General features: G+C 69.0%; 17 protein-coding genes. 13 read left to right on the top strand and 4 right to left on the bottom strand.

Translation table 11 applies throughout. From position 1 onward, the window contains the following. Positions 1 to 14: 14 nt before the first annotated feature. Positions 15 to 572, bottom strand: a complete 558-nt coding sequence (locus tag AB0O15_RS40150) for an RNA polymerase sigma factor (RefSeq protein WP_364330670.1) — start codon at positions 570 to 572, stop codon at positions 15 to 17. A gap of 406 nt (positions 573 to 978) precedes the next feature. Here AB0O15_RS40150 and AB0O15_RS40145 point away from each other — a divergent pair, with 406 nt between their 5' ends. The 5 genes from AB0O15_RS40145 (at position 979) to AB0O15_RS40125 (ending at position 5,443) form a co-directional block, all read left to right on the top strand. Further along, on the top strand, positions 979 to 1,236 hold the full coding sequence (locus AB0O15_RS40145) for a hypothetical protein (protein ID WP_364330667.1): 258 nt from the start codon (positions 979 to 981) through the stop codon (positions 1,234 to 1,236). A 464-nt stretch (positions 1,237 to 1,700) separates the two neighbouring features. After that, the gene (locus AB0O15_RS40140; protein WP_364330664.1) at positions 1,701 to 2,015 is read left to right on the top strand and encodes a winged helix-turn-helix domain-containing protein; all 315 of its coding nucleotides are present in this window, start codon (positions 1,701 to 1,703) and stop codon (positions 2,013 to 2,015) included. Continuing rightward, positions 2,012 to 2,260, top strand: a complete 249-nt coding sequence (locus tag AB0O15_RS40135) for a hypothetical protein (RefSeq protein ID WP_364330662.1) — start codon at positions 2,012 to 2,014, stop codon at positions 2,258 to 2,260. Before AB0O15_RS40140 ends, AB0O15_RS40135 begins: the two co-directional genes overlap by 4 nt. 83 nt (positions 2,261 to 2,343) lie before the next feature. Next, complete coding sequence (locus tag AB0O15_RS40130) at positions 2,344 to 2,907, top strand: suppressor of fused domain protein (RefSeq protein WP_364330659.1); 564 nt, start codon at positions 2,344 to 2,346, stop codon at positions 2,905 to 2,907. A gap of 562 nt (positions 2,908 to 3,469) precedes the next feature. Continuing rightward, the gene (locus tag AB0O15_RS40125; protein WP_364330657.1) at positions 3,470 to 5,443 is read left to right on the top strand and encodes an MMPL family transporter; all 1,974 of its coding nucleotides are present in this window, start codon (positions 3,470 to 3,472) and stop codon (positions 5,441 to 5,443) included. 742 nt (positions 5,444 to 6,185) lie between these two features. On the opposite strand, the gene AB0O15_RS40120 is transcribed toward AB0O15_RS40125, so the two are convergent. After that, the gene (locus AB0O15_RS40120; protein WP_364330654.1) at positions 6,186 to 7,115 is read right to left on the bottom strand and encodes an MBL fold metallo-hydrolase; all 930 of its coding nucleotides are present in this window, start codon (positions 7,113 to 7,115) and stop codon (positions 6,186 to 6,188) included. Beyond that, entirely contained in the window at positions 7,112 to 7,933 is an 822-nt protein-coding gene (locus AB0O15_RS40115; protein ID WP_364330651.1) for an NAD(P)H-binding protein, read from the bottom strand. The genes AB0O15_RS40120 and AB0O15_RS40115 overlap by 4 nt, the downstream gene beginning before the upstream one ends. Before the next feature lie 548 nt (positions 7,934 to 8,481). Between AB0O15_RS40115 and AB0O15_RS40110 the strand changes: the two genes are divergently transcribed. Further along, positions 8,482 to 13,179, top strand: a complete 4,698-nt coding sequence (locus AB0O15_RS40110) for a family 43 glycosylhydrolase (protein WP_364330648.1) — start codon at positions 8,482 to 8,484, stop codon at positions 13,177 to 13,179. Between the two features lie 64 nt (positions 13,180 to 13,243). On the opposite strand, the gene AB0O15_RS40105 is transcribed toward AB0O15_RS40110, so the two are convergent. Next, entirely contained in the window at positions 13,244 to 14,011 is a 768-nt protein-coding gene (locus AB0O15_RS40105; RefSeq protein ID WP_364330646.1) for a GntR family transcriptional regulator, read from the bottom strand. Positions 14,012 to 14,145: 134 nt separating this feature from the next. Between AB0O15_RS40105 and AB0O15_RS40100 the strand changes: the two genes are divergently transcribed. Genes AB0O15_RS40100 through AB0O15_RS40070 form a run of 7 tightly spaced genes read left to right on the top strand, consistent with a single transcriptional unit; the run spans position 14,146 to position 22,215 of the window. Continuing rightward, positions 14,146 to 15,411 (top strand): extracellular solute-binding protein, encoded by a 1,266-nt coding sequence (locus tag AB0O15_RS40100; protein ID WP_364330643.1) that lies wholly within the window; start codon positions 14,146 to 14,148, stop codon positions 15,409 to 15,411. Beyond that, positions 15,390 to 16,322 (top strand): sugar ABC transporter permease, encoded by a 933-nt coding sequence (locus tag AB0O15_RS40095; RefSeq protein ID WP_364330640.1) that lies wholly within the window; start codon positions 15,390 to 15,392, stop codon positions 16,320 to 16,322. Before AB0O15_RS40100 ends, AB0O15_RS40095 begins: the two co-directional genes overlap by 22 nt. Next, complete coding sequence (locus AB0O15_RS40090; protein ID WP_364330637.1) at positions 16,319 to 17,149, top strand: carbohydrate ABC transporter permease; 831 nt, start codon at positions 16,319 to 16,321, stop codon at positions 17,147 to 17,149. The genes AB0O15_RS40095 and AB0O15_RS40090 overlap by 4 nt, the downstream gene beginning before the upstream one ends. Positions 17,150 to 17,182: 33 nt before the next feature. Next, on the top strand, positions 17,183 to 17,926 hold the full coding sequence (locus AB0O15_RS40085) for an SIS domain-containing protein (protein WP_364330634.1): 744 nt from the start codon (positions 17,183 to 17,185) through the stop codon (positions 17,924 to 17,926). Next, on the top strand, positions 17,923 to 19,260 hold the full coding sequence (locus AB0O15_RS40080; RefSeq protein ID WP_364330631.1) for a hypothetical protein: 1,338 nt from the start codon (positions 17,923 to 17,925) through the stop codon (positions 19,258 to 19,260). The genes AB0O15_RS40085 and AB0O15_RS40080 overlap by 4 nt, the downstream gene beginning before the upstream one ends. After that, a complete protein-coding gene (locus tag AB0O15_RS40075) occupies positions 19,257 to 20,228 on the top strand; it encodes a BadF/BadG/BcrA/BcrD ATPase family protein (protein WP_364330628.1) in 972 nt (323 codons plus the stop codon). The genes AB0O15_RS40080 and AB0O15_RS40075 overlap by 4 nt, the downstream gene beginning before the upstream one ends. 10 nt (positions 20,229 to 20,238) lie before the next feature. After that, entirely contained in the window at positions 20,239 to 22,215 is a 1,977-nt protein-coding gene (locus AB0O15_RS40070) for a BTAD domain-containing putative transcriptional regulator (protein ID WP_364330625.1), read from the top strand. Positions 22,216 to 22,328 lie beyond the last annotated feature (113 nt).

Below are 22,328 nucleotides of genomic sequence, written 5' to 3'. Positions count from 1 at the left end.
CTCCCCCTCGCTGCTCACGCCAGCTCCTGACGCAGTTGCCGCCGGGCACGCATGGCCCGGGTCTTGACCGTGCCGGACGGAATGCCGAGGAGCACCGCCGCCTCCGCGGTGCTCAGGCCGTCGAGCACGGTCGCCTGCACGACGGCTCGCAACTCCGGCGAAAGCCGGGCGAGTGCACCGGCGAAATCGCCGTGCTCCACGCCGATCAGCACCTGCTCCTCCGCCGACGGCTCGTCGGTTTGCTGCCGACGCGCCAGCAGGCCGGCCAGCCGCTGCCGGGCCCCGTGCCCCCGCAGTGAATCGATCAGGCGGCGGGTGCCGATCCGCCACAGCCAGCCCGAGACGTCGCCACCGTGCTCCGTGCGATATCTCGCCGTACCGCGCCAGACCGCCAGGAAGGTCTCCTGCACCACGTCGTCGACCAACTCGGTGTCGGCGCAGCGATAGCGCAGCCGGAGCACCAACCAGGTCGCATGCCGCTGGTAGAACGCCTCGAAGGCAGCGCGGTCGCCGGTCGTGACGCGGGCGAGCAACTCAGCGTCGGCGGGAGTGGCAGGTGGCGTACTGGTCACACCCCTTCATCGGATCCGGCGCCGCGAACGGTTCACCGAATCCGGTGCCGTCCCGACCGGCCAGGAGAATAGCCCCGGAGCCGAGCCCGGGAGCCGGAGAAAGACGGAGTTCGACACGGTTCCGTCTCGGCGTGGCGGACCTCGAAACGGGATCCATCAGGGCGTAAGTACAACGCCCAGTTCCACTGCGGCTTCGATGACCCAGCCGCGCTCGCCGACTCCCCCGGGGTCAAATGCCCCATGTGGAACACATCGCATCCCCTGGCGCGGGCCACGAATGAACCGCGACAGCGTGACGAGGTCGGGACGACATATCGACACGCTTGGCTTGTCACGGTTAGCACTTCACTGCATCGCGAGTCGAATGAGGTGAGTCTTGAAGAGGACCGCAAACGTTTGTGTGGGCGTGGCCATGACCTTGGGCGCCATCCTGGCGGCGGCACCGGCCAGCGCGGCGCCGGCACGCGTCCAGGTCGAGCAGGCCGCCGAGGCCGACGGGGAGATCGGGACGCAATCCTGGGGATACGTGCTTGACTTCAAGTCGGCCTCTTTGCCGTTTTGCAAGGCGGAAGGTCAAAGGGGAATCGACCGTGGCGAATGGCGCGCGTACGATTGCGAACACCTTTTCCCGGAATGGTGGAGTCTCTACGTGGACTACATCTGATCGGGCTTGAGGGCCCGCCGTCCACACCGCGGTGTGGACGGCGGGCATCAGAATTGTCGGCCGACACACCCGAGTTCTACCGAGACGGTGCCGACGGACGGCATACCAGCACGAGCTGGCGCTGGTCTCACACCGCTCGAGCGCCGACCCGGATCACCCAAGCTTTCCAGACGAGCATCCTTCGAGACCCGTACCGGAGCTCACGAACGGCACCGCGCGGCACGCGCCGTCAATCTTCACCGCGCTCCGGGACGCTGCCGCAACTGCGCCACGTGATGGGCCGCTTCATCGGCCTCGGAGCACGTTGGCCGCTGAGCCCGCCCGCGGCGCAAATCCATCCGGTCGTCGAGCTCGGCCACTCCCTGCGTCCACCCGACATTTGTATCCACAAGCTCCACCCGATAGGTTGAACTGACACGTGAAAGCCGAGACAGTATGGGAGCGAACTGCTGACCAGTGAAGAGTTGCTGGCCGTACTCGCGGCCGTCGGTCATCCGCTCCGGCTGCGGGTCATCGGGGAACTCGCCGCAGGACGTGTGCACGTCAGCGAGCTGGCGCGCCGGCTCGGAGTTTCCCGCCCGCTGCTCTACATGCATCTGGAGCGGCTGGAGAAGGCCGGGCTCATCGAAGGGCATCTGGAGCTGTCGCCCGACGGCAAGGCGATGAAGTATCTCGAACTGGCGCCGTTCGAGCTCACCCTGACGGTCGATACGGTCCTCGCGGCGCTGCAGATGGACCAGGGGGAAGGACCCAGCAAAATGCAGGAGAACCCGCAGTGACTGATATCGGTTCCATTGTGATTCCCATCGTGGCCATCCTGACACTGGTTGGTGGCATCACGTTGTGCGTCGCCTTCTATTTCCGGTTCGAGCGGCACCGTACCGATGTCCTGGGGACGGAGATGGCGAAGAACCGCAAGGTCGCCGAGCAGGCGGTGCGGCAACAGGAACAGGTGCACGCCCGGATCGACGAGTTGACCGAACGGATTGCGGCGGTCGAGCAGATCCTGCGGAGTGTCGGCTGAACGGACGGTGGTCATGATCGCCACAGCCGGTGTGAACAAATGTCGCTGGGCAGGTGTGCCACCACGACGCCGTGGAGCATGACTTGCCGCCGTCCGCGGCCGCTCTCCTCAGCCACCTGCGGGCGCGCTTTCCGGGCCGTCCCGTCGAGGTGCTGCCACCGGTGCTCGGGCCGATCCACGAGAGGGTCTCGGGCTTCCATGTCCTGCGGTTAGAGCCTGCCGGGGGCGGCTGGCTCTACGCGACCTCTGGGCTGGCCGGCCGCGGGCACGGCCTGGAGTTCGTTCTGCTCGCTGCGCACAGGTCCGACGTTCACGTCGAGACCGTCACGATGGTCGGGCACTATCACGCCACCGGCGGCGAGCACGCGCTCGACCTGGGCCACACGGTCGCGATCGGCCGCCCGTGGCTACAAAACTCTGAATGCGATCACCTGCTGGTGAGCAGGCCCTACCCGTGGGGCCCGGAACTGGAGCAGTGCGACTGGGCTCAGGGCCACATCCGGGTGCTGTGGCTACTGCCGATCACCGCGGCCGAGGCGGCGTTTCGCCACGAGCACGGTCTGGAGGCGCTCGAGCAGCGCTTTGATGACGCTGGAATCACCCCGGCCGACCCGAAACGCCGCTCCGTAGTACCTGGCAGCACCTGACGGAAGGTGTGTGGCGGGCCGAAGCGAGCTTCGCTCCCCCGCGCCACTCCGACCGCTGCGACGTCGCGCTGGTCTGCGTCGGCGCGCCATCGGCCGGCAGTCACTCGAAGGACAGGTCCGCGCGCTGCGCGCGACTACCTCGAGTACGTGCGGATGTTCCGCGTTTCGGGCCTGGCTGACGGCCGATCCGGCCGGCGGGCCCGAGCTGGCGCGCCTTATCGCGGGTCGCTGACCAGGCATTACCGCCCCGTTCAGGCACACATTGACACGCATTCCTACACCTGTAAGTATATTCTTACATGCGTAAGATCAAAGTTCAGGAGATGCAATGATCAGGACCTCGCCGGCACGGCGCGGCATCACGGTGCGAGTTGCCCGGTGGAGCGCGACCCATCCGTGGAAGGCGATCCTCGGCTGGGTTGTGTTCGTGATCCTGTCCATCGGCGTCGGCGCGGGCGTCGGCACCAACGAGGCGTCCGGCAATGACTTCTGGGTCGGCGAGGCCGGCCGGGCCGAGTCCATCGCCACGGACGGCAACCTGACCCAGCCGCCGACGGAGCGAGTGCTGATCACCGCGCAAGGCAACGCGCCAGTCGGGTCGGAGGCAGACCAGGCCGCGACCGATGTCGCGGAAAAGCTGTCCAGGCTGCCGTCGGTGGCCGCCGTCCAGGCTCCCGCGCGAGCGGCGGATCAGACCGCGGTGCTGGTGACGTTCACCATGAAGGGCGACGCAAAGGCTGCCACGGCCGCATTGCCGGACGTCGACGCGCAGGTCACCGCGGCACAGGCGGCCCATCCGGGGGTGGTGCTGGCGCAGACCGGTTCGGCCTCGACGTCGAAGGGCAACGGTAAGCAACTCGGCTCCGACCTGGCCCGGGCCGAGATGATCACCTTCCCCGTGACGTTGGTCATCCTATTCATCGTGTTCGGTGCCCTGATGGCCGCCGCGGTGCCCCTGATCCTGGCGATCTCGTCGGTCGGCACCGCGCTCGGCCTGTACGGGCTGGCGTCGTTCGTCTTCCCGGACGCCGGAGGGGCGGTCGCCAACGTCGTCCTGCTCATGGGCATGGCGGTCGGTGTCGACTATTCGCTGTTCTACCTCAAACGGATCCGGGAGGAACGCGCGCGTTCCGGTGGGCGGCTCAGCCACACCCAGGCGGTCGAACTGGCCGCTGTCACCTCCGGGCACACCATCATGGTCTCCGGGATGGCGGTCATATTCTCGCTGGTCGGCCTCTACTTCGTAGACGACGTCATCTTCTCGTCGATCGCCACCGGCTCGATCATCGTGGTGCTGGTGGCGATGGCCGGCTCGCTGACCGCGCTGCCGGCGCTGCTGTCAAAGCTCGGCAAGCGGGTAGACCGCCGCAGTGTCCGCCGCCGCGGCGTGCTGCCGACCAGCGAGATGCCCAGCCGGGTGTGGCAGAGCCTGCTGCGACCGGCCACCCAGCACCCGCTGGTCACCTTGGTCGTCGCCGCCGGGCTGATGCTGCTGCTGGCGTTGCCCGCGCTCGGTATCAAGCTGCGGGTGGAGGGCAACGACACCTTCCCCCGCAGCATCCCGGCGATCGCCGCCTACGACCGTATGGCGCGGTTGTTCCCGGCCGAGGGAATCGCGCATTTCGTCGCCGTCAAAGCGCCCGCAGCCGAGAAAGCCACGGTCAATGCCGCGCTCGTTCAGTTGAGCGACCGGGCACAGGCCGACCCACACTTCGCGCGCACCGACCACCCCCGGATCAGCACGTCGGCCGACGGCACGGTCAGCACCCTCGAGATTCCGGTTCCGACCGGCACCAACGCGCCCGCCTCGATCACATCGCTGAAGATCGTGCGTGACACGCTGGTCCCGCAGACCCTGGGCGCGATCCCCGGCCTCGACTACGCCGTGTCCGGGCAGGTAGCCCGTTCCATCGACTACGTCGACCACCAGGCCAGCCGGACGCCGCTCGTGATCGCGTTCGTGCTGCTCGTGACATTCGTGATGATGAGCTTCGCGTTCCGATCGATAGTCATCGGGCTGGTCGGGGTCCTCCTGAACGTACTGTCCGCCGCCGCCGCGTTCGGCGCCCTGGTCGCGGTCTTCCAAGGCACCTGGGCGCAGAGACTGCTCGGTTTCACCTCCGGCGGATTCATCACTTCCCGGATTCCGCTCATCCTCTTCGTGATCCTGTTCGGACTCTCGATGGACTATCAGGTCTTCGTGGTGAGCAGAATCCGCGAAAGGATGCTTGCCGGGCAGCCGACCCGCGAAGCCGTCGCGGACGGCATCACCCGCTCGGCCAGCGTAGTAACCAGCGCCGCCGTCGTGATGGTGTCCGTATTCGTCAGCTTCATGTTCGTCAGCCTGACCGAACTGAAACAGATCGGCTTCGGTCTGGCAGCCGCGGTGATCCTGGACGCGGTGGTGATCCGCATCCTGATCCTGCCGTCGGTGCTGACACTGCTGGGCCCCCGCAGCTGGTGGCCCTCCAAGCCACCGGTCGGTACACCAGCGCCGGCCACGGTGTGCGCCGGAGTGGAAGAACGGGTCGCCTGAGCCGGCGTCGCGACGTCATCCCCGTTGCCATCGTGACGCCGAGCGGGCCGGTCCACCAAGCGGGCCGGCCCGCACCGTTCGACAGGGAATTTCTATCGCACCGGCTCCTACCGTCACCTCAGATGGCAACCGATCGAGCGGAGGCGTGATGCGGGCATGGACTGGCGATATGGCGTTGGCGGTGATCGACGGGACGTCGATGACCGGCTTACTCGCCGGCGGTACGCCGCATACCTTGTGCTGCGACGGGCGATACCGTGACAGCGTGCCGTCAGGGGAATGAAAGCGGCGTTTGCCAGGATTCACCGAGCGGGTGAGATCTGCTCGAGAGGGTCAAAAGGATCGCTCGAGTCCGGTCACACCTTGCCGAAGGGCCGTCTCGGCCGCAGCTTTCCCCGCAGCTGCGGCCGAGACTCGGCTCGCGCCGAGAAGCCGAGCGGCGAAGCCACCAATACCAGCGAACGCGTCAAACGAGGATGCCCGGTCCAGAACACGAATCGACTGGGTCTGACAGCGATGGGGTGCAGGAGAGGCTCCCCCGATGTGTGGCGAATCGTTTGCGTGGCACCGCCCCACTGGCGTGCCCCACGGGCGCGCCCGCAGGCTGCTGCGCCGCAGCGAATTCAGTTCCCGCCAGGACCTCGCACACAAGATCGAGAATTCACCATCGCCTACAATCGCACCGCCAAGCCCTACCGGTAGACCTACGACGGACGACCCCGCAAACTTCAATGGACATCAATCAGCGGCAGCCGTGCTTCTCCGACAGCAACTCTCCAGCAACCGCGGTGACGTTGACGTGCATGAGGGTCGGGATGGATGCGACCGGCTGGTAGCCGGGGTACCAGGTGTTGACTTGATCGACGATGCGGCCTTCCTCGCCTGCGGTGACCGTGCTGCCGCCTGGCGATTGCGTGCGCACTGCAAGGCCGACCAGTCCCCGGAAGCGCAATAGGTACGTGCGCTGATCACGAATGAGGGTCTGCAGGTCGGCCGGGGCACCGTGGCCCGGATAGGCGGTGTGCGCCTCGGGGAAGCGTTGCCGCAACTGGTCCAGCGCCTTGAGCCAGCCGCACGTGTGACCTTCCAACAGGGCTGGTGTCATGGCGTTATCGACCAGGTCACCGACGAAGATGCTTTGGCTGGACGGGTGGTAGTAAACGATCTGGTCACTGGTCTCAGCCGCAGCGAACTCGGCTGTCTGGAACGTCAGCCCGGCGACGGTGAGCGGCCGACCGCCGTGGACAGCGCGATCGGGTACCAGCGGCCGGGCCGGGTAGTCGTCACCGAGCTGCTGGTGGGTGAGCGCGTAGAAGCCCAGCGGGTCGGTGCGGATCGTCGTGATCGCGGACGTTGTGGCGTGGTACGGCGCGTTCGGGTAGGCGGCGCGGAAGACCTCACCACCTCCGACGTGGTCGGGGTGCGCGTGGGTGAGGACGATGGCCTGCACCCCGTGGGTCCGCGCGACGGCCGCATGGGCGTCGGAGAGCGTCCGCAGCGTGTCGATGACCACGGAACCGTACGGGCCTCGGACTGTGTAGGAGTTGACCGAGCCCGGATTGGCAGAGGCGAACCGGTGCACCTGCAGCCGGGTCGGGTGAGCGTCGGCCGGCACGGCGCTCAGGGCCACAACAGCGGCGACGGCGACGGCGATCTTGAGGAGCTTCTTCACCGGAACTCCCCCACGTTGGCCTCGGCCCACTGGCGGAACGTCGCCGGCGGACGGCCGGTGAGCTGTTCGACCGTCGGACGCACCGGCGACTCGTCCGTCGTGCCCTCGGCGAAGAATTTCAGAATCGCCTCGGCGTACGCGGCGGGCATCTGCTCGTGCAGGACCTTCGCCGACTGCTCGTCGGTGAGCCCTTCGAAGCCAATCCGGTGGCCGAGCACGTCGCTCAGCACGTCGATGCGGTCCTTCGGAGTCATCGCCTGCGGACCGCTCAGTTCGTGGACGTGGCTGTCCCCACTGGCTTCCCGCAGCTCGACGGCCGCAACGGCAGCGATGTCCTGCGGGTCGATGACGGCCATCGGCACGTCGGGGAACGTGGCCCGCACGACGCCGCCATCGCGGATCGTCGACGCCCACTGCAGCGTGTTGGTCATGAATGTGGGCGGGCGCAGGAAGGAGTACGGCAGGTCGCTGGCGCGGATCGTCTCCTCGGATTCGATGTGGTACCGCGCGATGACGTTGCTGGTGTCGCCGTCAGCGGCCGACAGCGACGAGAGCAGCACGATGCGGCGCACACCGGCGCCGCGGGCCGCATCGAGGACCTCCGACAGGCCGGGATAGCCGGCCATCATGAACATCGCCGTCACACCGGGCAGGGCGGCGGCGACGGTTGACGGCTTGTTGAGGTCGGCCGGCACCCAAGTGACCCGCGAGTCCAGGCCCTGCCGTCCGGCATCTCTGACGAGCGCCCGGACCGGCTCGCCCGCTTCGGCGAGGATCCGGGCGATCGCTCCGCCCACGTGCCCCGTGGCACCGGCCACCAAGATCACAGCGGTCCTCTCATGTTGGCGTAACGATACTTAACATCACAGAAAGCCGTGGCGTATGCATCATGAGCAGCAAGGAGCCCGCCGGAACGCGGCGACGGACCGCGGCTCTACTGCAACGGCATCCGGGTCCAACGCGCACCATCATCGGCGGCCCGTCTTTCGGCTCGCTGGCGTCTGGCTTTCGCGGCGCTCTCGCGCAGACAACCCGAGGCTTGTCCGGTAAGAGTCCGGTGGCTGTCGCCATACTGATCGACCGGTACGGCGGGGCGCTCACGCTGCGCCGTCTCGCGACGGCTGATGCCCTGGAAGGCCGCGTCCTTTGTAGTGGGTCGAGCGCGACGGCACTGTGAGCACAACCGCAAAGCCGCACCCTGACGGCGTTTCCGCAGGACCGGGCGGGCAACGGGCGCATCGCATCGACCCTTGACAATGTCGCAGCCCGCCCCGTTACTGGTACACACCAGATGTTGACGGGAGCTCAAATGATGCGAATGCATGGACGCCCCATCCTGGCGGCTGCCCTCGCTGTCCCTCTTGCCATGAGTGCCGTCGCCGGGCCAGGCCCGGCGCGGGCCGATCCGCCGCACACGACGGCGACCGAACGGACCCTGCCCGCGGACTACGCGGACCGCGTCAACGACATGCTCAACGACAAGACCGACCGATGGGGCGAGAAGCTGATCGCCGGCCCGGACGGTCCCACCTACGAGAACATCAAACCTCTGCTGATGCCGGCCAACGGCTCGGACGGCCAGCTCACCGCCTCGCATTTCTACTACCTTCCGTTCACGTACCCGAAACCGGACCCGCGGACCGCCGTCACCAACCGCCAATATTCGCTGCACGTCGCGGACGGCAGTCAGATCGTCTCCCAATGGGAGCAGAAGTTCGGCGGCTACGAGCACAACTTCGACGAGTGCCCGGCCGGCCAGCAGGGTGACATCCCGCAGTGCCTCACGTTCGGGGTCGGCTCCGGCGGCACCGAGATCTACGGCAGCGACCGCACCCGGCTGGCCGAGCCGAAGCTGACCGGCGACTACCTGCCGATCCTCGCGCTGAGCTACACCGACGCGCAGGGGGTGCGCTACGACCGGGAGTCGTTCACCGCACGCGACTCGCAGACCAACGCATTGGTGAGCCACGTCAAGTTCGACATCCAGTCCTCCGGCACTGCGCCCACGATCAGGATTCGGATCGTCGGGCCGGACCTCGCCGGTGCCACCCTCAGCGGCAACCGGCTGGTCAAGAACGGACGCACGTTCCTCGCGTACAGCGGCACCGCCACCTGGCAGGACTCCTACCTGACGCTGCGCCCGCCGCTGTCGTCCGGCAAGGCCGAGGTCTACCTCGCGATCCTCAACGAGAACGCCGCGGCCACGTCGTTGCAGGCCAACAGCAGCACCTGGACGTCGGCCAAGAACACGATCAGCACCTACTGGCAGAACGTGGTCAACGGCGGCGCGAAGGTCGAGGTGCCGGAGAAGTACGCCGCCGACGCGATGCGCAACCTTCTCATGCAGAACCTTGTGATGGGCTGGCAGCAGAGCATCGGCAACGCCTACGAGGCGCACGACGACACGTTCGCGTTCGTGCCCGAGGTCGGGCCATCGATCGAGGTGCTCGGCGACTTCGGCTTCGCCTCCGACTATCGCACCAACATGGACGTCCTGGTCAAACGCGGTCAGGGCCCGGACACGTTTCTCAACTGGGAACGCGGGATCAAACTCCAGAACGCGGCCTACCACTACTTCCAGAGCAACGACGCGTCGTTCATCCGGAACAACCTGACCACCTTCCGCAGCTTCCTGACGGAGTACGCGCGCCAGCGGGCCGCCGACCCCAACGGCCTGCTGGAAAAGCAGCAGTACGGCACCGACATCGACTCGGACGTCTACGGTGTTCACCATCAGGCGGAGGCCTGGCGCGGCATCCGTGACATGGGCAACGCGCTGCGGCAGATGGGCGAGACGGCGATCGCCGACCAGTTCGCCACCCAGGCGAACGGCCTGCGTACCGCGCTGCTGAACGCCGTGACGGCGTCCGAGAAGGTGCTGCCAGACGGTTCCATCTTCCTGCCCATCTCGCTGCTCGACCCGAACGCGCCGGCGCCGTACGACCAGATCACCAAGGACACCCTCGGCAGCTACTGGAACCTCACCATGCCGTTCGTCATGGCCACCGGGCTGATCGAGCCGGGCAGCGCGCGCGCCGCCGGCATCCACAAGTACCTCAACAAACACGGCGCGCTGATGCTCGGCCTGACCCGGTTCAACGCCACCGGCGTCGACCCCGGTGTCTGCGAGAGCGGGCAGGTGCTCCAATTCGCCGGGGGCGCCGCCGGCTACAAGTCCTCCGGCGTGGACCAGCAGTACGGCTACTCACTGCAGAAGTTCCTGGCCGACAACGACCAGGCCGACCGACTTGCGCTCAGCTTCTACGGCAAACTCGCGCAGGATCTCACGCCCTACACGTTCATCGGCGGTGAGGGCGCGACGGTAGCGCCCTGCCCGGAGCAGGGTGAATACAACCGCACGCAGTGGTGGCCGCCGCTGTCCGGCAACAACGCGATGTACCTCAAGGCCTTGCGCCTGATGCTGGTCCGCGAGCAGAACAAGACGAACGGCATGCCCGGCTCGCTGAACCTCGCGTCGGCCACACCGCGCGGCTGGCTGGCCTCTGGCAAGAGGATCAACATTGCCGACATGCCCACCGCGTTCGGGCCGGTCAGCTACTCGATCGAGTCGGACCTCGCGAACAACACCGTCCGTGCCAGCGTCACGCCGCCGGTAACCTCCACGGGCCGGGTCCGCGCCGACGCTGTCACGCTGCGGCTACGCGTACCGGACGGCTACCGGATGGCCTCGGCGACGGTGAACGGCGCGTCGCACGCCTTTGACGCCACGACCGAGACCATCGACCTTGGCCAGCCGACCGCGACCGCGAACATCGTGGTCACCTACACCCGGAACACCCCGGCGCACGCCGACCAGGCCGAGGCCACCGTCGTCAAGCCGGGGCGCAAGCTCTTCGCGCCGGGCCAGAAGGTCCGATTCGACACCACGATCGAGGCGCTCGGCGAGAGCACCGTGCCCGGGACGCTCACCATCTCCGGCAGTGGTCTGCCGGCGTCCGCGGACACGTCGTTCTCGGTCACCAGCAACCGGCGCCTCGCCTGGCAGAAGGTCGGTGTGGAGGTCACCATGCCGACCGCGCCCGGCCAGTACACACTGGACTTCGTCGCCGATCCGGCGGACGGGCCGCCCACTACCCGCAAGGTCACGGTCCGGGTCGCCCAGCCGTCCGCCACCAGCTATCCGGACCTGGTCCGTAGTGCCCTGCCGGCCGGCTACTGGCGGCTCGGCGAGCTGAACGGCAACCCGGTCGCGGCCGACTCGTCCGGCCGGGGCAACGACGGCGCCTACCGCGAATTCCAGACCCACGAGGTGGCCGGCGCGATCGCCGACGACACCGACACCGCGCTGCAGCTCGACAACGGGTTCGTCGAGGTGCCGAACAACCCGGCGATGAACTTCACCGGCCCATTCACGCTGGAGTCGTGGATCAAGGTGACCACGTCGACGGAGCAGGCGCTTATCGAGAAGTACGACGCGCCGGCCAACAACGGGTACCTCCTGCGGCTGAGGCCGGGCAACAAGCTCCGGCTGGTGGCGTTGGACGGCGGGGACGACCCCGTCGAGACCGTGGGCAAAACCACCGTCCAGCCGGGCAGCTGGCACCACGTGGCGGCGACCTTCACCGGTTCACGGCTCTCCGTCTACCTGGACGGGGCCTTGGACGCGTCGATCGCCAGCACCCGCGCGGCGACGGGCGGTAACAGCACCCTCAAGATCGGTGCCCGAGGTGACGACGCCGGCCAACGGCTCGCCGGCTCGGTCGACGAGGTGGCCGTCTACCCGTCCGCGCTGTCCGCGCAGCAGATCGACGACCACTTCGTGCGCGGCGCGCTCGGCCGGAACACCACCGGTACGCAAGCCAACCGGGCCGTGATCGGGCAGGACTTCCCTGATCCGTCGGTCCTGGCCGTCGACGGCACGTACTACGCGTACGCGACGAACAACAACGAGAAGAACATGCCGGTGGCGTCCGCCCCTTCCCCCGACGGTCCTTGGACGTTCCAGAGCGCGGACGGGCTGCCGTCGCTGCCGTCGTGGGCCGGGCCGGGCAACACCTGGGCTCCGGACGTCACCCGCCGGGCGGACGGCACCTATCTGCTCTACCTGACCGCCAAACACAACGCCTCCGGACTCCAGTGCGTCGGCGCGGCCACGGCGACGTCACCGCGCGGGCCGTTCACCCCGGTCGGCTCCCAGCCACTGGTCTGCCCGACCGACCGTTCCGGGGCGATCGACGCGTCGGCGTTCGTGGACAGCGACGGCGCGCGGTACCTGCTCTGGAAGACGGATGAGAACAGGGTGGGCGCGAATCCCGGCCTGTACATCCAGCGCACCGCGGCCGACGGCCTCTCACTCCAGGGTTCGGCGACCCGGCTCCTCCAGGTCGATCGGCCCGACGAGCACGGGGTCATCGAATCACCGAATCTGGTCAAGCAGGACGGCCGCTACGTGTTGTTCTACTCGACCGGTCCCTACGGCAGCCCGCTGTACAGCACCAGTTACGCGACCGCGTCGTCGGTGACCGGCCCGTACGTCAAGGCGTTCCGTCCGTTGCTGACCACGGATTCGCTGGACGGGGCCGTACGCGGGCCGGGCGGTGGTGTCCTGTTGCGGGGCACCGCATCGCAACCCGGTGACCGCTTCATGTTCCACGGCTGGCTGCCGACCGGCGGGCGCGGCATGTACACCGCCGAGATCGGCTGGAGTGGCGGGTATCCGGTGGCCCGCGGAAGCCGGGTGCGCTACGAGGCCGAACGCGGCCGGATCAACCACGCGACCGTTCGCACCGGCGCGGCCGGCTCGTCCGGCGAGGGTGTCGTCGGCGGGCTCGATTTCGACGACAGCTGGACCGAGGTGGACGTCTTCGCGCCGGTGGCCGGGGATTACACGGTCCACATCGGGTACGCGAACGGCTCCTCCGGGCCGGCCCGGCAGGAGTTGACGGTCAACGGGGGTGCCGCGTCGGCCGTGACCTACCCGGTGACCGGCTGGGACAACTGGCGGCAGACCGGCGCCACGGTGCGGCTGCGGGCCGGTACGAACACGATCCGGTTGCGGCACGTCGACCAGTTCGCCGAGATCGACTACCTGGAGGTCGCCTGAGCCTCCGCCGGCGGGGTGGTCACCGGGGGCCCGCCGGTGACCATCCCGCCGCCGGGCGCCGGTGTCAGCTCGCCGGGCGTCGCGCCCGGACCACCGCCTCGTACTGATCGCCCCGGTACCAGGCCCGGCCCGCCTCGAACACGACGCCCCGCGTGTCGTGCACGATCGCATCGACCAGCAGGCAAGGCTGAATGGGGTCGATGTCGAGCAGCTCGGCGTCGGCCGGATCGGGCAGCACCGCCGCCACCTGGCTGTCGCTGCCGCCGACCTGGACGCCCCAGCCGCGTTCCAACTCCTCGTAGAACGAGCGATCGGCCCAGTCCAGGTCGGCGATGCCCGGGAACCGCTCGGCCGGCACGGTGATCCGTTCCAGGGCCATCGGCCGTCCGTCGGCGGTGCGCAGGCGTTCCAGCCTGAGCACCGGAGAACCGGCCGCGACCTGCAGGCGGGCCGCGACCACCCGGCTCGCCGGCTCGACCTCGGCGGTCAGCACCCGCGCGCCGGGTGTCAGCCCGCGGGCCCGCATGTCGCGACTGAACGACGTGAGCATGTCGATGTATCCCGGGCGCTGGGCGGCGACGAACGTGCCGTGCCCGTGCCGCCGGAACAGCACACCATCGGTGAGCAATTGCTGGACGGACTGGCGCACGGTGGTCCTGGCCATCCCGAAGTGCTCCGCGAGCACCCGCTCGGACGGTATCAGCCCGCCCGCGCCGATCTGCCCCGCGAGCTGGACGAGTACCTGGTAGAGCGCATCCGCCTTCGAGATGCCCGGAGGGAGCCGCAGAGGGAGGGGCGCGTCGGTGGTCGGCTGGTGCTTAGGTCGGGGCACGCGACCATCTTGCCGTGTCCGTTGCCGCATCGCGCCAGGTCGGGCCCGTTCGCGTCCGGCACGCCAACCCATCTTGACACAGGTGCGTACCAGTATAGGCTTACGGATCTGAGCTCTCGGGGGAGGCAAAGATCGTGCGAAGGTTCATCGCTGGTGTGCTGTCCATGGTCATCGCGGGCGGGGTCGCGGCGTGTTCGCCGGGCGCCGGGGCCGCGGACGGGGATGTCAAGCTCTCGGTCTGGGGCTGGCGAACCGAGGACGTGACCGTCTACAACAAGATCTTCGAGAAGTTCGAGGGGACTCATCCCGGCATCGACGTGGAATACCGGGCCTACAAGAACACCGAGTACAACACGATCCTGCAGACCGGCCTGTCCGGCGACTCCGGTCCGGATCTCGCCCAGCTCCGCGCCTACGGTGAGTTGCAACCGGCGATCGCCTCCGGCGGCCTGCTCGCACTCGACGCCGCGGTGCCGAGGCTCGCATCGTTCCCCGCCGCCACGCTCGACGGCGCACGGGGCCGGGCCGACGGAAGGATCTACGGAGTGCCTTTCGCGATCCAGACGATGCACGTCGTCTACAACAAGAAGCTCTTCGCCGACAACGGCGTGGCCCCTCCACAGACGTGGCAACAGATGCTGGACGGCGCGGCCACCCTCCAGCGTAAGAAGATCATCCCGTTCGCGGTGAACGTCAGGGACGACTGGATGATCCCGATCGAACACGAGATCTTCGGCGCCACCCGCTACGGCGGAGCAGCGTTCGAGAAGCGCGTCCTCGCCGGCGAGGCCAAGTTCACCGACCCGGACTACGTTGCATCGATCGAGACCTATGCCGGGACCAGCAAGTACTGGCAACCACAGTTCTCCGGCGTCGGCTATGAGGACGCCAAGGCGTTGTTCGTATCCGGCAAGGCGGCGATGTTCCCGGGCGGCGTCTGGGAACTGGCCGGTTTCAGGAAGAGCGCGCCCGATATCGAGCTGGGCATCTTCAGCGTGCCTCCGTCGCCCGGCGCCGTGCTCGACAAGGCCGTCACTCCCGGCTTCGTGGACGGGTCGTTCGGAGTGGCCACGCGCACCAGGAGCAAGGACGAGGCCGTCGAGCTCGCCCGGTGGATGGCTACTCCCGAGTTCGGCCAGGCGTTCTCGGACCAGCTCATCCAGATCTCCGCCGTCCCTGGCACGGCGCCGACCGACCCGCTGCTCAAGCAGGCCTTCGACGCGTACACAGCAAATCCGAGCCCCTACCTCATGTACGCCGACTTCAGCTACGGCACGCCACCCGGCGCCGAAGTGCTGCGCACCAACGTCTCCGCCGTCCTGCTCGGGACCGGGAACGCCACCGACGCCGCGAAGGAACTGCAGCGCAGCGTCGACACGTGGTTCAAACCGAGGGGCTGATCGTGGCGTTCCGCTCCGGTCGGCGGCTCGGCTGGGTAGCGTTCTTCTGCGGCCCGGCCGCCGTCCTCTACACGGTCTTCGTCGTCGTACCTCTTGCCACCGCGCTCTGGTACAGCTTCTACGGCTGGCAGGGCACCACCCGGGGCGCACCGGCCGGGATGGCCAACTACGCCGCCGTGCTCGGCGATTACCCCTACCAGGAGCAGGTTCTCAAGGCGTTCTGGCACAACGTGGTGTTCTTCGCCGGCACGATGCTGGTGCAGAACACCGTCGGTCTCGGGCTGGCCGTCCTGCTGCACCGCAACCCGCGCGGCAAGCGGATGTTCCAGACGCTCTACTCACTGCCCTACCTGATCAGCCCCCTGGTCGTCGGCTACCTGTGGTCGATGATGCTCTCGCCCGCGTTCGGCCCGGTCAACGCGGGCCTCCAGGCGGTCGGCCTGGACGGGCTCACCCGGCCGTGGCTCGGTGACCCGGCCATCGCGCTGCCGGTGGTGGTGCTGGTCAACGCGTGGCAGTGGATCGGCTGCCCGATGCTCATCTTCGGCGCCGCGTTGGCAGCGGTGCCGGCCGAGATGGAAGAGGCAGCGGTCATCGACGGCGCGTCCGCGTGGAAGGCGTTCTGGCAGGTCCGCTTCCCGCTCATCATGCCCGCGGTGGGCGCGGTGACGTTGCTGACGTTCGTCGGCTGTTTCAACGTCTTCGATCTGGTCTTCGCGCTCGGCGGCTCATCCGGTGGTCCCGGTCAGTCGATGGACGTGCTCGGCCTGCTCTTCTATCGCATCGCCTTCCAGGGCGGCGTCAACGCGATCGGGCTGTCCTCGGCACTCGCGATGGTGATGTTCGTCGTTGTCTTCGGTGTCGCGCTCGTTGTCGACAGGTCGCTCCGCCGCCGGGAGGTGCCGTGGTGAGCACCGCGCCACGGATCGGACGCGCCGTCGGCGTCCAGGTGCTGCTGTGGGCGTACGCCGGAGTGGCCTTCGGACCGTTGCTCCTGGTGCTGCTCGGCTCGTTGCGCGGCAACCGGGAGATCATGCGGGAGCCGCTCGGGCTGCCAACCAGCCCGACCTTCGAGAACTTCGGACGGGCCTGGGCCAACGCGTCACTGTCCACCTACCTGCTCAACTCGGTGGTGATCACCGTTGCCGCGGTGACGTTGTGTACCGTGATCTCGCTGATGGCGGCGTACCCGCTCGCGCGCTGGCGCTTCACCGGCCGCGCGCTGCTGGCCGCCTACTTCCTCGCCGGCTTGATGCTGCCCATCAAGCTCGGCGTCCTGCCGATCTTCTACATGTTCCAGAGCATGGGCCTGGTCGACAGCCGAATCGGCCTGACCCTGCTGTACGCGGCCGGCGGCATCCCGTTCTCGGTGTTCATCCTGATGGCGTTCCTTCGGGGTCTGCCCACCGACATCGAGGAAGCGGCCCGCATCGACGGCGTGGGCGAGCTGCGGCTCTTCCGGTCGATCGTGACACCGTTGTCCAGACCGGCGATCGCCACCGTCGCCGTCTTCCAGCTCGCCCCCACCTGGAACGACTTCTTCTTCCCGCTGATCCTGCTGCGCTCCAGCGAGAAATACACCATCCCGGTCGGACTGTCCCGCTTCTTCGGTGAGTTCTCCACCGACCGAGGCGCCCTCTACGCCGGCCTCGTCCTGGCCGTGCTGCCACTCGTCGTCGTGTTCGTCATGGCGAGCCGGCAGGTAGTCGCGGGTCTCACCGCCGGCATCGGCAGGTAACGCCGTCGCCCACCCGTCAGTGTGAGGAGTTTCATGACCACCTACGCCCAGGTCGCCCAGCGCACGCTCACCCACGTCCTGTCTGCCCAGACCCCGGCGATCAACGCGGCGGCCGCCCTGATCGTCGGTTGCTACCGGGATGACGGCATCCTCCAGACATTCGGGACCGGGCACGCCCGGATCATCGCCCATGAGATGGCCGGGCGGGCCGGCGGACTCGTCCCGGTCAACATGCTCTCGATCAAAGACCTGGTGATGTTCGGCGGCACGCCGCCCGGCGACATCATGGACCCCACCCTGGAGCGCGATCCGACGCTGGCCGGCCGCATCTACACCCTCGCCGGGCCTGGTCCGGGCGATGTCTTCCTGCTCGCCTCGAACTGCGGCATCAACGGCTCGATCGTCGAGATGGCGAGCCTGGTAACCGGCAGGGGCCACCCCCTGATCGCGATCACCTCGCTGGCCCACACCAACTCCGTGCCGTCCCGGCACCATTCCGGCAAGCGGCTCGCCGACCTGGCCGACGTGGTCGTCGACACCGGGGCTCCACCGGGCGACGCGGCGGTCGAGCTCGCGGACGGCACCCGCGTCGGCGCGGTCTCCTCACTGGCCGGGGTGCTGATCGCCCAGCTGCTCACCGAGGAAGTCAGCCGGCGCCTGCTCGCGGACGGCACCACACCGCCGATCTACACCTCGATGAACCTGCCCGACGGGGACGAACGCAACGCAGGCCTGACCCGCGCGTACGGCGGCCGCGTCCGCGTGATCGAGCCGTGAGCATCCTTACCCTGCGCGCCGCCATGGCGGACGTCACGCCACCCGCCGGTCACCCGCTCGGTGGGTACGCCGCCCGGGCCGGCCGGGTCGCGACCGGCGTGCACGACCCGCTGACCGCCGGCCTCGTCTCGCTCACCGACGACGCCGGTACGACCGCCACGTGGCTGAGCCTCGACGCGGTGGCCGTGACCACCGAGCTGGCCGCCGCACTGCGGGAGGCCGTGGCCGAGGGCATGGACCCCATCGGCGGCGACGTCCTGGTCTGCGCCTCGCACACCCACTCCGGCCCGTCCGGCTGGACCGGCGGCATCCACCCCTCCGACCCGGAGCGCCGCGACGACAGCTTGGTGAAACATCTCGCCGACCGGGTACGCGCCCTCGCCAGGCGCGCCGCCCAGACGCCGGAGCCCGTCCAGCCCCACTGGAGCGTGGTCTGGGCGCCGGGCACGGGAGCGAACCGGAACAGCACGGACGGCCCTCACGACGAGCGTGCGGGAGTCCTGGCGCTGCGGTCGTTGGACGGCTCGGAGGTGCGGGCTCTCCTACTCGACCACGCCGGCCATCCGACCGCCCTCGGGCCGGAGAACCTGGCGTGGTCGGCGGACTGGCCCGGCGCCGCCCGCGCCGTGCTGACCGCCGCGCTCAGCGAGGTGGCCCGGTTCGGCGGCGGCACCGGCCGGCCGCCGGTGATCGCGTTCCTCCAAGGGGCCGCCGGCGACGTCAGCCCGCGCGCGGTGCGGCGCGGTCGTGGTTTCGCCGAGGCGGCTCGGCTCGGCACCCTGCTCGCCGGCGCCGTACTGCGTGGCCTTCAGGACCGGAGCGACCCGGTCGACGGCGACTGCCGGTTGGCCGTCCGGCACGGACGCGTGCACCTGCCAGGGCGGCGACTGCCGAAGGCGGACGTCGTCCGGCGTACCGTGACGGACGCCGAGGCGCGCCGGCGGTCGGTCGCCGAACCGGCGGACAGCGCGGCGGCCCGGTCCGCGCTCGCCGGCCTGGAGGGCGCCCGCTTCCAGGAGCGGATGTGCGCGCTCGACCTGCCCGACAGGTACGACGCGCCGTTGACCGCGGCGGCTCTGGGCGATATCGCCTGGCTGCATCTGCCGGTCGAGCCGTACTCCGCGATCGGGCTGCGGATCGCCGCCGCGAGCCCGTTCCGGGACACCCGGGTGATCGGCTGTACCGACGGCTACCTGAGTTACCTCGTCGACCGGGAGGCTCACCGTGCCGGCACCTACGAGGCGATGCTCAGCCTCTTCTCGCCCGAGGCCGGAGACGCCATGGTGGACGCCGCGGCACGGCTCCTGACCTCGGCCCGGGAGGCTACCCGATGAATGATCGGACGGGCACGTTCGCGCTGCTGGACGGTGGAAAGTCCGGTCTGCGGCTCCGCATCGACGGTCCGGACGGACGCTACGACGGCGCCGGCGCCGGGTTCACCTACGAACCCGGCGCGGACGACGTGGCCATGATCGTCGCGGCCGTTCGGCAGGCCCACAAGGCGTCCGGTCACCGCGGCACGGTCGACCGGGTCTGCGGTGGCCTCACCGGCGCCACCGCCGAACAGGCGGGTCGCTGCCGGCTGACCGATGCCCTCTCCGCCGTCTTCGGCGGCGCCCCGGTCACCATCGTGGACGACGGCGTGCCTGCGCATGCCGGCGCGCTCGACGGACCGGGTGTGCTGATCTGCGCGGGCACCGGGACCGTCGCCATAGGGGTCGCCGACGACGGCCGTTGGTCCCGGGCGGACGGGTGGGGGCCGCTGCTCGGCGACCGTGGCAGCGGCTACGCGATCGGCCGCGCGGGGCTTGCGGCCGCGCTGGCCGCGACGGACGGCACCGGGCCACCGACGGCGCTCGCCGAACCGGCCGCCGACCATCTCGGCGGCATGGACCTGCCCGCGGTCCAGCGGCTGATGGGTTCCGCCGCTCCGACGGTCCGGATCTCGGCCTTCGCACCGGCCGTGGTCACCGCCGCCGGACGGTGCGATCCGGTCGCCGGTGCGATTCTCGCGGCCGCGGCCGACGACCTGGCCCGCACTGCCGCGGCCGCCGGGCGCCGCTGCGGCCTGTCGCCCAGCAGCACCCCGGTCAGCGTCGCCGGCCGGCTGTTCCTCGCCGGCGAGGCGCTGCTCGCACCCCTACGGCGGGCGCTTGACCACCACGGGCTGCGCCTCGTCGGGTCCCGGGCGGACGCCCTGACCGGCGCCCTGCGACTGGCTCAGCGCCCAGCCGCCACCCCTTACCACCGCGTCGTCGCCGGCGAGCCGCCCTTGATCTCAGCCTGGCCGACCACAGATTAGGGAGAGTTGCTTGCGTCCCGCTACCGCGCAACCGCCGCCATCGAACGAGGGTTCGGCAACCGCCGTCTACTTCCGGATCCTGGGCCCCCTCGAGGTTCGCATGAACGGCCGGACCGTCGACATCTCAGCACCCAAGCTGAGGACCATCCTCGCCTCGCTGCTGCTCCAGCCGGGTGAGGCCGTGCCGGTGGAGACCCTGATCGACCGCCTGTGGGACACCACCCCACCACTGCGCGCTCGTGCCGCGCTGCAGACCTACACCGCGCGCCTGCGCGGCATCCTGGGCGGCGACGGGCTGGTACGCACACGCGCCGGCGGTTACGCGATCGAGCTGCCACCCGGCTCGTCGGACATCCAGGAGTTCGACACACTGCTGGCGACGGCCCGCTCGGCCATCACACGAGGAGACCGTCAGTCCGGCCTGGAGGCGTTACGCGAGGCCGCCCGTCTGTGGCACGGGCCCATCCTGTTCAACGTGGAATCGGCCACGCTGCACCGCGAAGCCGTACCAGGCTTGCTCGAGAGGTGCATGGAGGCCTCGGAGCGGCGGTTCGAGCTCGAGCTCGCGTTGGGAAACCATCGGATCATCCTGGAGGAATTACGCGCGCTCACCGGTGCGCATCCCATCCGGGAAGGAATGCGCGCACAGCTGATGCGGGCGCTCTATCGCTCCGGCCGGCAGGCCGAGGCGCTGCAGGTCTACCGCGACACTCGCGCGGTGCTACAGGCCGAGCTCGGGTTGGACCCGGGATTCGAACTGCGCTCCGTTCAGCAGGAGATCCTGCACGGCAGGGACGGACCCGCGGAGCCCGATCCGGGGTCCTACGCGGTGCTGTGCCAGCTTCCGCCATCCCTCTCGGACTTCGTCGGCAGGGTTGACGAGGCCGCGCATCTGGAGGGCCGGCTCACGCGTGCGGACGCGGTGCCGATCGTGGTCGTCAGCGGTGTGGCGGGAGTGGGCAAGTCGACGCTCGCGGTACGCGTGGCCCATCGCCTACGACCGCAGTTTTCGGACGGCCAGCTCTACGTCAACCTGGAGGGCGCCGGTCCAGCGCCCCGGGATCCCGCGGAGGTTCTCGGCGAGTTCCTGGATGCCCTCGGAGGCGAGCGATCCGTGCTCCCGCAGGGACTCGAGGCGAGGGCGGCGGCGTTCCGCTCACGGGTGGCCGACCGGCGGGTCCTGATCCTGCTCGACGACGCCGTGGACGCGGAGCAGGTGACACCGCTGCTACCCGGCACGCCCGGGACGGCGGTGCTCGTCACGAGCCGGGGCGCCCTGTCCGAACTGCCCGGCGCTCACCAGCGGCGATTGCAGCCGTTCGCGGTCGAGGAGGGCGTAGGGCTCCTCGGCCGGATCATCGGTGGGCGACGGATCGCCGCCGAGCGACGGGTGGCGGAGGAGATCGTCGACCTGTGCGGACGTCTGCCGCTGGCCGTACGTATCGCCGGCGCGCGGCTCCAGCCGCAGCCGACACTGCCATTGAGCGCATTGGCCGACCGGCTCCGCGACAACACCCGCCGCCTGGACGAGCTGTCGATCGGCCGCCTCGGAGTCCGCTCGAGGCTGGAGCTGGCCTACGCGGGCCTCGCCCCGCACGTCCAGGTGGCATTGCGCCGGATCGGACTGATGCCACCCGGCGCGTTCGCGGCGTGGACTCTCGGTGTGCTCTGCGACGGCAGCGACGGGGAACGTCTCGCCGAGCACCTGGTCGCCTCCGGACTGCTCGAATCGGTCGGCGCCGACCCCACCGGCGAGGCCCGTTACCGCCCGCACGACCTCACCGCCCTCTTCGCCCGGGAACTGGCGGGCCGAGAGGACGCGGACCTGACCCGGGCCGCGTTCGAGCGCCTTGCCGAACATGCCCGCACCTCGGTCCGGGACACCGCACTCGCGTTCGGCGTTCCAGTTCTGCGTCCCGGTGTCACGGCGCGGGGGCTGAACCGCGAGCTGAGTGCGAAACGGCTCTTCGATCGGTGGGCAGGGTGATTCGCGGCCGCGAAAGCCGGACGACAGAACGCCGAATGGCCGACGGTCGATATTGACTCCTGTAGATCGACGGTTGTTCGGCCGGACGGAATCGCGGCCACGACCCTCGTCAC

The sequence above is a fragment of the Actinoplanes sp. NPDC089786 genome, from assembly GCF_040684855.1.
Taxonomy (GTDB): Bacteria; Actinomycetota; Actinomycetes; order Mycobacteriales; family Micromonosporaceae; genus Actinoplanes.
The sequence above is the reverse complement of the archived record's forward strand: the minus strand, read 5'-3'. Positions and strand labels throughout refer to the sequence as shown.